The 12,413-nt window shown below is 36.2% G+C and carries 13 protein-coding genes; all 13 read right to left on the bottom strand.

Annotation, left to right across the window (positions count from 1 at the left end; genetic code table 11):
* Positions 1-225 (bottom strand): cell wall elongation regulator TseB-like domain-containing protein (locus IQI_RS01010; RefSeq protein ID WP_197489691.1); only part of this gene is annotated, 225 nt, incomplete at its 3' end.
* A 12-nt stretch (positions 226-237) separates the two neighbouring features.
* Positions 238-408 (bottom strand): YpmA family protein, encoded by a 171-nt coding sequence (locus tag IQI_RS20105; protein WP_064498961.1) that lies wholly within the window; start codon positions 406-408, stop codon positions 238-240.
* Between the two features lie 185 nt (positions 409-593).
* Complete coding sequence (locus IQI_RS01005) at positions 594-1,436, bottom strand: ComEC/Rec2 family competence protein (protein WP_064091055.1); 843 nt, start codon at positions 1,434-1,436, stop codon at positions 594-596.
* Between the two features lie 79 nt (positions 1,437-1,515).
* The gene (dinG, locus tag IQI_RS01000) at positions 1,516-4,314 is read right to left on the bottom strand and encodes an ATP-dependent DNA helicase DinG (protein ID WP_064091054.1); all 2,799 of its coding nucleotides are present in this window, start codon (positions 4,312-4,314) and stop codon (positions 1,516-1,518) included.
* 482 nt (positions 4,315-4,796) lie between these two features.
* Complete coding sequence (gene panD, locus IQI_RS00995; RefSeq protein ID WP_064091053.1) at positions 4,797-5,180, bottom strand: aspartate 1-decarboxylase; 384 nt, start codon at positions 5,178-5,180, stop codon at positions 4,797-4,799.
* Positions 5,173-6,042: a pantoate--beta-alanine ligase gene (gene panC / locus IQI_RS00990; protein WP_064091052.1), complete on the bottom strand. Its 870-nt coding sequence runs from the start codon at positions 6,040-6,042 to the stop codon at positions 5,173-5,175. Before panC ends, panD begins: the two co-directional genes overlap by 8 nt.
* The gene (gene panB, locus IQI_RS00985; protein WP_064091051.1) at positions 6,039-6,878 is read right to left on the bottom strand and encodes a 3-methyl-2-oxobutanoate hydroxymethyltransferase; all 840 of its coding nucleotides are present in this window, start codon (positions 6,876-6,878) and stop codon (positions 6,039-6,041) included. The genes panC and panB overlap by 4 nt, the downstream gene beginning before the upstream one ends.
* 291 nt (positions 6,879-7,169) lie before the next feature.
* Positions 7,170-8,153: a biotin--[acetyl-CoA-carboxylase] ligase gene (locus IQI_RS00980; protein WP_064091050.1), complete on the bottom strand. Its 984-nt coding sequence runs from the start codon at positions 8,151-8,153 to the stop codon at positions 7,170-7,172.
* The gene (locus IQI_RS00975) at positions 8,138-9,334 is read right to left on the bottom strand and encodes a CCA tRNA nucleotidyltransferase (protein ID WP_064091049.1); all 1,197 of its coding nucleotides are present in this window, start codon (positions 9,332-9,334) and stop codon (positions 8,138-8,140) included. The genes IQI_RS00980 and IQI_RS00975 overlap by 16 nt, the downstream gene beginning before the upstream one ends.
* Before the next feature lie 57 nt (positions 9,335-9,391).
* Positions 9,392-10,513 (bottom strand): N-acetyl-alpha-D-glucosaminyl L-malate synthase BshA, encoded by a 1,122-nt coding sequence (gene bshA, locus IQI_RS00970; protein WP_064091048.1) that lies wholly within the window; start codon positions 10,511-10,513, stop codon positions 9,392-9,394.
* A gap of 2 nt (positions 10,514-10,515) precedes the next feature.
* On the bottom strand, positions 10,516-11,220 hold the full coding sequence (gene bshB1, locus IQI_RS00965; protein WP_064091047.1) for a bacillithiol biosynthesis deacetylase BshB1: 705 nt from the start codon (positions 11,218-11,220) through the stop codon (positions 10,516-10,518).
* A gap of 2 nt (positions 11,221-11,222) precedes the next feature.
* Positions 11,223-11,630 (bottom strand): methylglyoxal synthase, encoded by a 408-nt coding sequence (gene mgsA, locus IQI_RS00960; protein WP_064091046.1) that lies wholly within the window; start codon positions 11,628-11,630, stop codon positions 11,223-11,225.
* Positions 11,631-11,642: 12 nt separating this feature from the next.
* Positions 11,643-12,413: a 4-hydroxy-tetrahydrodipicolinate reductase gene (dapB, locus tag IQI_RS00955; RefSeq protein WP_064091045.1), complete on the bottom strand. Its 771-nt coding sequence runs from the start codon at positions 12,411-12,413 to the stop codon at positions 11,643-11,645.

Here is a 12,413-nt window from a genome sequence, read left to right as displayed (position 1 = left end):
CTTTTCACCTTTATCATCCTTACCAGTAATAACAACGTAAGGTTTTGAGCCATTATAAAAACTGGTATTTTCTACATTTACTATTGAAGTTTCTTCCTTCACTCTCTCCATTGCTTGTTCCATATCTTTATTCAAAGGTGATCGGGCTACTTTGTAAAGAATAACTGAGGCTGACACAAAAACAATAAGCAGTAAAATAGTAATAATTGTTAGCCATTTTTTCATTTAAATCACTCTTTATGTACGATAAATTGTTAAAATTGCTTGATTTTGATCTTCCGGATCTAACGCCAAACCAAACATATAATCATCTTTTTTTAATGTTCTATTTAATGCATCTACTATTTTATATAAATTGTCCGTATAGTCAATACGAACTGTAGATAGTATCTCAATCTTACTGTCCATCTTATTCCTCCCTTTCCTACGAGCCAAACCCGACAATGCTACGTTGAATATATAAGGTGACCATCCTAAACACTATACACATTATAACAACAATGATGCTGTTTTTGGTAGGTTGAAACTCAAAAACTAAAGATTATTTCCTTCATAGAAAAGACTGACAAGTTGTCAGCCAAATGGTTGGGAAGTTAATTAGAAAATGTCTCTTTATTAAATACATCTTCTTGATCAAACGTAATCACTTCATAATTACTTTGATTAAATTTAATTGAAATTAACCCGTGTTGACCAGTTAGATATAGATCAATCCAGGCTTCATTTATGGCTTCCAATGTGTCACCATTCAATAGTTTTTCTTTCGAACGATAAAGCACAGCAGTCTGGGGATCGATATGCATTAATAGTCGATTCGAAATGCTCTCTGTTTTAGAATGGATAGGTATCTTAACGATATTTACACTCCCCAATTTCTTTTTTAACAGTACATTTTCGGAGTGCAACGACTGGGAGCTTAGCCAAAGAAATCGATGATGAAAAAATGTAATAGAAAAATCCAATCCTTCTCTCACTTCGTTTCCTTCATGTATCACTTCAATTGATAACTCATTTGATAATGAAAATGACTGATTTTCCAGTATAGGTGTAACCTTTATTCCATCATTTTGCTTTATTGATTTTGCTAATGAAGATGCCATTATGACATTATTGATTGAAAAAATTTTATTCAACTTCAAAATTGAATCGGGATGATATTCTCGATCTTCAGTGATTATAATGCCAGAAAATGTACTAATATTGATCTGTTTTAAGTAATATAGCAATTGATCATATTCTGCCATTGGGCCAGTATTAATTAAATAATTTTCTCCAGACCCCAAATGAAGCATAGCTACTTCCCCTCTTTTTAAAGGGAGAAAGGTAATGGCATATTCATCATGGGACACATTCAAATTAACTTGAGGTATTTTCATACCCATAGTGCTTGAAATTACTATGAAAAAAATGAGTATTGTTGAAATGACCACTCTCATAACATTTTCCTCCAGTATTCACATCTACCTTCATTAGGTTGTGTTAAAGAGAAAAAATTTATCACTTAAGTTTTTAGAGTTAAAGCCAATCATCAATCCATTGTATCAATTCTAATAAATTCCCTTCTTTCACTTGCATGGAAGGAATTGATTTTAAAAATGCATTACCGTATTTTGTTGTGACGACTCTTCGGTCATATACGATTACGATTCCCCGGTCACTGCTTCTTCTAATAAGCCTGCCTACTCCTTGTTTAAAGCGAATAATCGCTTCAGGTAATGAATGTGATGAAAAAGGGTTTTTCCCCTGTGACTTAAGTATTTCTGATTTCGCTTGAGTGACCGGCTCATCTGGTGGAGTAAAAGGTAACCTTACCAATGCAAGACAAGATAGATCCTCACCAGGAATGTCTACCCCTTCCCAAAAGCTACTCGTTCCAAAAAGAATGGCTTTATCGAATCGCTGAAAGTTCTTTGTTAATCGAGTTCTACTTCCAGAGGTTATCCCCTGAGCCATTAGTACATACTCCTCTAGTAAACCACTCTCTTTCATCAGTTCGTATGTTTTCCTTAACATGTCATATGAAGTAAACAAAATAAGCATTCTTCCTTTTGTAGCTTGGGCAACTCCAATGAGATGAGAGCTAATGGATTCAACATATTCGTCGTTGTGAACCTGCTGAATTTCAGGCACATCATTCGGGACAAAAAGCCTAGAGATCTCATTATAATTAAATGGTGAAGTTAATTGTAAATGTTTTACATTCCGGTCAACTAGTCCCACTTCATTTAAGAAGTATTTAAATGAACCGCTTACTGTTAAAGTAGCTGAAGTTAAAACAACACTTTTCTTCTTGTTGAAAATCTCCATCTGCAACTTTTCGTCAACTGAAATAGGTTGAGCCTGAAGAGTTAAGCTGTTAGGTAAGGACCTTGTGTCTCCATCAAGCCAAAAAACATGGTTGTTTATCTCTCCTAGGAAAATGTAGTGGAAATTCAAGCGTAATTCTTTCCACTCTTCTAAAAAGCTGTAAAATTCCTCTAATAATGCTTTTTCCTTATCTTGAATCTTTATTTTTTTATCCTTGATGGTGTCTAATATGCCATAAAATTCTTTTTCTATTAACTTCATACCAGAGATGACTCTTTCCATGGCCATTTGTACAGGCTGCCAAAAACTGCTTCTTCTGATTTCTTCTGAAATCCTTAGTTGAATCTTTTGAGCACCTGTTCTCTTTTTTGCTTTTTTATAAAATATACTCGTCAGAACGGCTATCGCTTCTTCCAAATCAATATAAAATTGATGAATCGAAGAGTCCAGCTCAAAAGAATGTGTTTTGTTTTCAACGGAATATTTTTCAACAAACTCATTTAGTTTGTAATATAACTGTTTCTGATCAAGAGTTCCCAATTGAGATGTACTAAATTTAATGGATAGATAATCCATCATGATCCCAAGATGCTGTCGTGCGGATTTCTCTAAATGATGGGCTTCGTCAATCACTAAATAATCAAAGCTTGGAAGCATACTCCTCTCCTTTGCAATATCTGTAAGGAGCATTGAATGATTTGTAAGTATGATATCAGCTTCTTGAGCATTCTTTCTTGCATACAAATAGAAGTCCTTGTTTACCCAGGGATCCTTATTATGTGGTAAATGCCAACCATCATGGCGAAGTCGATTCCAAAATAATTGTCCACCCGAGGTTAAATTTAGTTCATCCAAATCCCCAGACTCCGTCTTTGTTAGCCATACAAGAATTTGCATTTTAGTCAGTACGACATCATATTGAGTTTCAGTTTCACGTAAGGACTGTTCAAATTTAAACAAATTTATGTAATGATTTTTTCCCTTTAACAATACGGTTTTGAAAGGTACAGGACTAATTTTTTCAAGTAATTTGATTTCTTTATTCAGCAATTGTTCTTGTAATTGAATGGTAAACGTACTGATTACGATTCTTTCGTTCCGTCTGAGGGCAAACATAACTGACGGCCACAGATAGCCTAATGATTTTCCTACTCCCGTACCTGCTTCAATTACAATGTGTTGTGATTGCTCAAAGGCACGTTGGATTTCCATCATCATTTCAATTTGTTGTTCTCTTTTCTCGTAAAAAGGAACATGTTTACCCAGCATTCCCTCAACATCCAACTCATAATCTAAATCATGATGGCTTTCTCTTTTTTGAGAAAATGAATGTTTTTTACGAAGAGCAATGCCTCTATAAACTTCTAATGCTATTGGTAAATCCTCAACATGTTTTTGCTTTTCGTTCACAATCTCATCGAATAACAAAGAAAGATCACTTTTCAAATAGTTTGAGAGCTGTTGAAGCTTTTCTAACGTAACGAGAGGTAAGTTCGTTAGCTCTTGAATAAAATAGAGAATAAGTTCTGCTGTTACATATGCGTCACTATCAGCCTGATGAGGCTTTACATGACTTAACGATAATGAAGATGAGAGCTCCGTTAATTTAAAGCTATCTGCTGAAGGTAGTACAATTTTCGCTAATTCAACCGTGTCAAATGCAGGACCTGAAAATGGATTATAACCTGCTTCCTCTAATTCTCCCTGAAGAAAAGACAAATCAAATTGAACATTATGAGCTACAAATACACCATTATTCAAAATCTCTAATATTTTTGGAGCGATCTCATGAAAAGCAGGAGCATCTTTTACCATTTCATCATTGATTCCCGTCAATTCCTCGATAAAGGGAGGAATAGTCTTACCTGGGCATACAAAGGATGTAAATTGGTCAATGATTTTTCCACCTTCAATGATCACCGCCGATAATTGTATTATTTTTTCCCCTTTTTTAGGGGAATTTCCAGTCGTTTCTAGGTCTATTACTACAAGTTTAAAAGGTAACATATTTTCACTGCCTTTAATTTAAATCCTTCAATATTCTCTCTTATTCTTTATGATTTCTAAATAAGTGTACCATAATACAATTTAGAAGAGCTAGAAAGAACAAAATACCTTCCAATAATTAAAAAAGGCGATTTCGTCTAAGTTGTGCCTATATAATATAGATCGATGGGAAGGTGGTTTGCTGCTCTTCTTAGGGGCCTTCCCCATTAGCATAACTTTAGAAAAATAACTCGTGTTTTTGATGAGTGGTAGAAACAGAACTTGAACGTTCCTTTCCGCTCCAACCTACACTGTGCTTCTTTATTCTGACTGAATAATAAATGAATAGACACAACATACGAAAAACAGCCAATCAAAAAAGCAAGACGCATGAAATTGCATCTCGCTTTTTTTGTATGCTCATTTAATCAGTTTTGTTCATTTACGCACTTGCCTTCACTGTCAATGAGACAGTGTTCAACCACATAAAAAATTGGATATGTTTAATAAATAGTCGCTTCAGGTTCTGTTCCAATCATTTCAACAATCTGGTTGTTTTCATCCATGATTGCTACTTTAGGTACATGATCATGAACATATTCTTCAGCCACAAGTTTGTATGAAATGATTATGACGACATCCCCTTTTTGAACGAGTCTTGCCGCTGCGCCGTTTAGACAAATTACTCCACTTCCTCTTTCTCCAGGGATAATATAGGTTTCAAGACGGGCACCGTTATTGTTGTTTACGATTTGAACCTTCTCGTTTGCCATCATCCCTACTTGTTCTAAAATATCTTCATCGATCGTAATACTTCCTACATAATCTAAATTTGCTTCCGTCACTCTTGCTCTATGAATTTTCCCACTCATCATTGTTCTAAACATTCTTATTCTCCTTTGCATTAACGGTGATGATCTGATTATCGATTAATCTGGCTTTTTCAAATTGAACAGCTAAAGCTATAATGATTTCCCCATCTAAGGTGTCTAACTCCTTCAAACCTGGAAAAGAATATATTTCCACATAATCTACGATCCCTGATGTTTCATTGTTTATTGTTTCAGAGACCATACTGATAATCTGTTGAGGATCCCTTAACCCTGCTTGTATACTATTTTTTGCCTTTAATAGACTTTGATGGAGGGCAGGTGCTTCAACTCTTTCTTTCTCTGATAAATATACATTTCTGGAGCTTTTTGCTAGTCCGTCTTTTTCTCGGACGGTTGGTACTCGAATGATTTCAACCGGAAAGAAATAGTCTTTCACTAAACCTTCAACAACCGCTATCTGCTGGGCATCTTTCAATCCAAAATAAGCTCTTGTTGGCTGAATAAGATGAAAAAGCTTCGTTAGTACTGTGACTACCCCATCAAAATGACCTTCTCGCTTTCTACCACAAAGGACATTTACCCTCTCGATTACACTCATTCGAGTAGATAGATCTCTGCTATACATCTCACCCGTTTCAGGTAAGAAAAGTATGTCTACCCCATTGTTTCTTGCTAACTCTATGTCTCTTTCATAATCACGTGGATAACGATCAAAATCTTCATTCGGACCAAATTGTAATGGATTCACAAAAATACTCATGACTACTACTTCATTATTCTTTCTTGCCTCTGACACGAGGGTTAAATGCCCCTCGTGTAGATATCCCATAGTAGGGACAAACCCGATTGAAGAACTTGATTGCTTAAGCAGAGTAATTTGTTCTTGTATATCTTCTATTTTTGTTGCAATTTTCATTTACCTATACCACCATATAGAGATTGTAATTCTTCATCACTCATTGTAAAAGAGTGTTCTTCAGAGGGAAATTGTCCTTGTTTTACTTCTTCGTGATAACTCTTGATACTGCTTAAGATCGTTTCAGACACATTGCTATACTGTTTTACAAACTTAGGAACCCGGTTCACTCCGTAAGTTACTAAATCGTGAAAAACTAAAACCTGACCATCCGTGTCTATTCCAGCACCTATGCCGATTGTCGGAATCGTTAAGGCTTCAGAAACCTCTTTGGCTAATTGTTTGGGAACACACTCTAATACAAGTGCAAATGCCCCTGCTTCTTCACATTTTTTGGCATCATCAAGGAGCTTTTTTGCTGATTCAGCGGTTTTCCCTTGAACTTTATATCCACCTAAAACTCCTACTGATTGGGGAGTTAATCCTAAATGTGCCATAACAGGGATACCTGCGGCTGTTAATGATTGAATTCGATCAATCACTTTGCCTGCACCTTCTACCTTTACAGCATGTGCTCCACTTTTTTGGAGAATTTCCGTAGCAGTCTTTAAGGTTTCATCCGTAGACAGATGATAGGTCATAAAAGGCATATCTGTGACGATAAATGTATGTTGAGCTCCTCTTTTTACTGCTTTAGTATGGTGAATCATATCGTCTACCGTAACTGGTACAGTTGAATCATAACCTAATACGACCATACCTAAAGAGTCACCTACTAAAATCAAGTCCACTTCAGCCTCTTCAGCCAACTTCGCACTCGGAAAATCATAAGCGGTAAGCATTGAAATTTTTTCTGACTTTTTCTTCATTTTAAGAAAATCTGTTGTTTGTTTCATGTGTTCCTCCTTCTTTTCAGTCAGAGGTGACGAAACAGAATGAAAGCACTTTCATTTATGCAATAAAAAAACCTTCTGAAATAATGACAGAAGGATCATAAGTGTTTAGAATCATTGTTTCGACCCTCTGTCCCAGTCCAATTTGGATCAAGGCAGAATTTTAAATTTTATCAAACATTCAGTTTACAGGTGCAGTTCCTAGGATACTGCCCACTGAAATTATACCATAAAAAAAGAGATGGAAGAAAGAGTTTTAGTTCTTCTTCCATCTCTTATAGAAAAAAAGCCAGACTATACATTCACTTCAATATCAGCAGAATATATTTGATGGACAACACCTGAAGTGTCTTCTATCTTTAAAACACCCTCATCAGTAATTCCAAGTGCCCTGCCTTCAATATTTCCATTTATCGTCCTAGCAATTATTTTTTTTCCAATACTTATAGCATAGCTTTCCCACAACAGCTTGATTGGAGTGAAGCCTTCTTTCATATAGAGGTCATAGAGGACCTCCATTCGTTCTAAAATATTCTGAACTAACTCTGACCTAGAAAGCTGGTTTCCTTGTTCAATAGCCAATGACGTAGCAATGGTCTGCAGTTCATCAGGAAAATGTTTTTGTGTATGATTCACATTCATTCCGATGCCTATAATAATGGAATTTATTTTATCTGATTCCGCTTGCAACTCAGTTAAGATCCCTGTTACTTTTTTGCCGTTTATGAGAATATCATTCGGCCACTTTATTTGTGGATGCAAATCTGAGACCTCTTCTATGGCTTGAACGACAGCTACTGCAGTAATCAAAGTGAACTGAGGAGCTTTTTGAGGGGGCAGGAGAGGCTTTAATATGAGACTCATCCATATACCTGTCCCCTTAGAAGAGTGCCATTCCCTCATTAGCCTGCCTCTTCCAGCCGTTTGTTCATCCGCAATAACCATAGTCCCTTCTTGGGCTCCATCACCTGCTAGAACATGGGCAATTTTTTGGGTGCTTTTAACTGATTCCTCGTAATGAATGACTTGACCTAATGTTTTAGTTTGTAACCCTAATCGAATTTTATTTTCAGTTACACTATCAGGTGTTTCAAGTATACGATAGCCTTTTCTTCTAACTGCTTCGAGAATAAAACCTTCTTTTCGAAGTTCTTCAATATGCTTCCAGATGGCTGTTCTGGAACAACCTACAATATCAGCTAATGATTGTCCAGATAAGAATTCATCTTCCGAATGAGAGAAAGCTTCTAATAACTTTTTTCTTATTGCTGATTGCATTCCTTAAGCCACCTCCGTATAGGTTCTTTTTCATTGATTATGATTCCGTTTATGATAGCTGATTCAATTCTATTTAATTCTTCCTTTATCCATGGACCTTCCTTTTGTTTAGCCCATTCCATTAAATCTTTCCCACTTACAGCAATCTCTCCCTTTGATTTTATCGGTAATCGATCATAGTTCTCTTCGAGGGTAATTAAGGAAGAAAATGTAAGGTTGTGAATACAGCAATATACTTTTTCAACGTTTAGTGCAGCTTCTAACCCGGCATTATAAAGTAAACTCTTGGTCCAACCAGAACTCTCTCTGCGTTTTAATATTTGAATTTCTTTGCTACGATTTTTTATCATTTTTGATGGAAGTCTCCATTTTTTCAAAAAGGCTTGTACATTCGTTTCAGCCATAAAGGATAATAGTAGTAACCAGGCTTGTTCCTTATTCAATTGATGAATATTTGAAGTTTCAGTGAAACACTCCAATGCCTCAGGGTAGCGAATTAATTCAGGTAATTCTTTGTAAATGCCTGTCTGAATTAACAAAGAAACAGCTTCCTTCTTAAAGGGTGCACTAAGAATTTTTTCAAATTCCATTGTTTTTCTTTCAGTTGCAATATGAGAAAGGAGTGGAACATTTTCAGATAAAGCTTTTAAAGTAGACTCTTCAAGAGCAAAGCCTAATTGACTGACAAACCGAATTCCCCTCATCATTCTTAATGCATCCTCTGAAAACCTTTGCTTAGGAGGGCCTACTGTTCGAATGATTCTATCGTCGATATCCCTTTTTCCGTTATACGGGTCTATGATCATACCTTTTACGTTCATAGCCATGCTATTCATTGTGAAATCACGACGCTCCAGGTCACCATTTAAAGAGCGGATAAACTCTACCTTATCTGGTCTTCTGAAATCCTTGTAGGTAGATTCTGTGCGAAAGGTGGTAATTTCATATTCTGAATCTTGATCCATCACCAGTATCGTCCCGTGCTCGATTCCTACATCAACCGTTTTCCTGAATATTTTTTTTAATTCCTCGGGGAGTGCGGAGGTTGCAATATCTACATCATTAATCGGTCTATTTAAGTAATAATCTCTGACAGAACCTCCGACAAAATATGCTTCATACCCTGCCCGTTCGATTTTTTCAAGAACAGGTATTGCCTGTTGAAACATTTTAGGTAACATTATTAACCACACCTGCTTACATTAATAAAGAGTTTCAAATCACATCTCCATTAAAAATTAGAATAAACCTCGATATACTTGTTCGTATTGTTCTAAAATTTTACTAGAATGAAACTTAGTTCTTGCCGTTTCAAGAGCATTCTGAGAAAAAGTTCTGTGTAACGTTTCGTCTTTTAGAAGAGTTAAGGCCTTTGTAGCGATTTGTTCTACGTTTCCTACTTCACAAATGTAGCCATTAACCCCGTCTTCAATCACCTCTGGAATCCCTCCAACATTGGTACCAATGCTTGGTACTCCACAAGCCATTGCTTCTAATGCTACTAAACCAAAGCTTTCTTTTTCTGAAACTAAAAGCTTTATATCACTTAAGGAATACAATTCTTCAAGATTATCCTGCTTTCCTAGGAACAATACTTTATTTTCTAACCCCAGATCTCTTACCTGTTTGCAGATAATCGTCATTTCTGGTCCATCTCCGACAAGGAGTAGTTTAGAAGGAAGCTGTTTTTGGATTATATGGAATGAAGCAACTACATCTGTTACCCTCTTTACGCTGCGAAAATTTGAAACATGAATAATGACTTTTTCTTCTTGAGTAATGCCATATTCACTCTTTAAGTGTTGGGAGTCAACGGCACGATATACCCGTTCGTCAATAAAATTATAAACCGTTTTTATTTCTTTATCTGGCTGTATAAGCTCTTGCGTCTGTTCTACCAACGCAGAAGATACAGCTGTAACCACATCAGATTTTTCAATACCAAATCGAATTGCTCCTGTTAAAGATGGGTCGTAACCGAGTACCGTAATATCAGTACCATGTAGGGTAGTTACAATCTTCACATTCTTCCCTGCCATTTGTTTTCCTAATATGGCACATACAGCATGTGGAATTGCATAATGAACGTGCAGGATATCTAAATTCTCTCTTTCAATAACCTCTGCCATTTTATTTGCAAGAGCAATATCATAAGGGGGATATTGAAATACAGAATATTGACTAACTTCAACCTGATGAAAATAAATATTGTGGTACATTTTATTTAATCTAAATGGAATGCTTGATGTAATAAAATGTATTTCATGACCTTTTTCTGCTAATAATTTACCTAGTTCTGTTGCTACTACTCCAGATCCACCTACAGTAGGATAGCATGTAATTCCAATTTTCAATTTCATCTTTAATCTCCTAACAAATCTTGATGAAGAATAAGTGTATTATAGGAGAAGAATCCTTCTGCATAGTGTATACCTGCATCTTTTCCCATCATTCTTTCCCTTGCTTCAACAGCCTCTAAATACCCTTCCGTTAACGGGGTGGAAACATTGCCTTCCCCCTTGGTGAATTGACTTTCGTAGGCTTGCAAGCTTAAGAGTTTTGTATGAATATGATTTTCAATATTAATAACAAAATCAGGTTTATGGAACCCATTAATCATATAAAAATAAAGATTCTTTGCCTTATGGTGAGAGCTTCTGTCTTCAACTTTTCTAATTCCAGCTGAAAAAAAAGCTTCTTTCACCAATTTCGAAGCATTTCCATGATCTGGATGCCGATCCTGATCAAATGGAGCGAAAATCACTTTAGGTTTATATTTTCTAATTATCGATACCACTTTTAAAATATTCTCATCTGTTATGTAAATCCCTCTGTCAGGAATGTCCAGAGTTTCTCGCTCCAATACACCTAATAATTGAGCTGCTTTCTTCGCTTCTTTTTTCCTTAAAGGAACTGACCCATTAGACGATAACTCAGCCTGGGTAATGTCACAGATAACAATTTTCTTTCCTTCTGATGCATATTTGGCTATTGTACCACCCATACCTATTTCAACATCATCTGAATGAGCACCAAAAGCAAGTATGTCAATATGTTCTGGCTCCATGGTTACTCCTCCTTACCTCTTACAATACTTCTCCATTCTATATCCCCTCGAGCTAAGCCTTTCACCAATACTTCAGCAGTTCCCATATTCGTAGCCAAAGGTACTGAGTATACATCACAGAGTCTAATAAGTGCCGTAACATCAGGTTCATGAGGCTGAGCTGTTAATGGGTCTCGAAAGAATAAAATTAAATCCATTTTATTATTTGCAATATATGCTCCAATTTCTTGGTCTCCACCTAAAGGACCGGAACGAAAACGATGAATGGACAAGCCCACTTCTTCGCTGATTCGTTTTCCAGTAGTTCCTGTTGCAAATAATGAATGTTTCTCAATAATTGGCTTATAGGCTAATGCAAAGCGAATTAAATCGTCTTTTTTCTTATCGTGAGCAATTAATGCAATATTCATGGCCATCACCCTTTAATCTAAAATATTCTCTAAACCATAAACTAGTGTTTCTAGGTTCATGACCGTTTCGACAGATACCTTAACACCTGACATAAAACTTCCTCTGTTAAAAGAATCATGTCTAATCGTCAATGTTTGACCCTCAGCACCAAACATAACTTGTTGATGAGCAATCAACCCTGGAAGTCTCACACTATGAATGTGCATTCCGTCTATATTTGCTCCTCTTGCCCCTTCATGGGTTTCTTTTTCACTTGGATGTCCTTGCTGCTTCTCTGTACGAACTTCTTTTATCATTTCTGCTGTTTTTACTGCTGTCCCCGATGGTGCATCTAATTTTTGGTCATGATGAAGCTCAATGATTTCTACATCATTAAAATACTTGGCAGCCATTTGTGAGAATTTCATCATGAGAACAGCACCAATTGCAAAGTTAGGTGCAATAATGCAACCTAAGTTTTTTGACTGTGCCAACTCTCTTAACTCTTGTAGTTCATCATGTGAAAACCCTGTTGTTCCAACAACGGGTCTCACACCATATTCTAAAGAAGTTTTCGTATGTAAATATCCAACCTCAGGGGTGGTTAAGTCAATTAAAACGTCTGGAGCTTTGTCTTTAAAACATTGTTCAATATCAGTATAGACAGGAACATCCATATTCACATCGTTTTTATGATCAATTACACTGATTAATGAGAAATGATCTGTTTCTTTTACTAGTTGTACTGCTTCTCTTCCCATTCTGCCTCTTGGTCCTGCGATCGTTACAGTGATTTTCTTCAT

The organism is Rossellomorea aquimaris TF-12, from assembly GCF_001648555.1.
Taxonomy (GTDB): Bacteria; Bacillota; Bacilli; order Bacillales; family Bacillaceae_B; genus Rossellomorea; species Rossellomorea aquimaris.
This window is presented reverse-complemented; position numbering and strand designations above follow the sequence as displayed.

Coding starts and splice junctions, on each gene's coding strand:
- mgsA (WP_064091046.1), bottom strand. CDS start 11,630: ATGAATATTGCATTAATTGCTCACGATAAGAAAAAAGACGATTTAATT.
- IQI_RS01005 (WP_064091055.1), bottom strand. CDS start 1,436: ATGAGAGTGGTCATTTCAACAATACTCATTTTTTTCATAGTAATTTCA.
- panB (WP_064091051.1), bottom strand. CDS start 6,878: ATGAAACAAACAACAGATTTTCTTAAAATGAAGAAAAAGTCAGAAAAA.
- panC (WP_064091052.1), bottom strand. CDS start 6,042: ATGAAAATTGCAACAAAAATAGAAGATATACAAGAACAAATTACTCTG.
- IQI_RS00980 (WP_064091050.1), bottom strand. CDS start 8,153: ATGCAATCAGCAATAAGAAAAAAGTTATTAGAAGCTTTCTCTCATTCG.
- dinG (WP_064091054.1), bottom strand. CDS start 4,314: ATGTTACCTTTTAAACTTGTAGTAATAGACCTAGAAACGACTGGAAAT.
- bshB1 (WP_064091047.1), bottom strand. CDS start 11,220: ATGGAGCCAGAACATATTGACATACTTGCTTTTGGTGCTCATTCAGAT.
- bshA (WP_064091048.1), bottom strand. CDS start 10,513: ATGAAATTGAAAATTGGAATTACATGCTATCCTACTGTAGGTGGATCT.
- IQI_RS00975 (WP_064091049.1), bottom strand. CDS start 9,334: ATGTTACCTAAAATGTTTCAACAGGCAATACCTGTTCTTGAAAAAATC.
- IQI_RS20105 (WP_064498961.1), bottom strand. CDS start 408: ATGGACAGTAAGATTGAGATACTATCTACAGTTCGTATTGACTATACG.
- panD (WP_064091053.1), bottom strand. CDS start 5,180: ATGTTTAGAACAATGATGAGTGGGAAAATTCATAGAGCAAGAGTGACG.
- dapB (WP_064091045.1), bottom strand. CDS start 12,413: ATGAAGAAAATCACTGTAACGATCGCAGGACCAAGAGGCAGAATGGGA.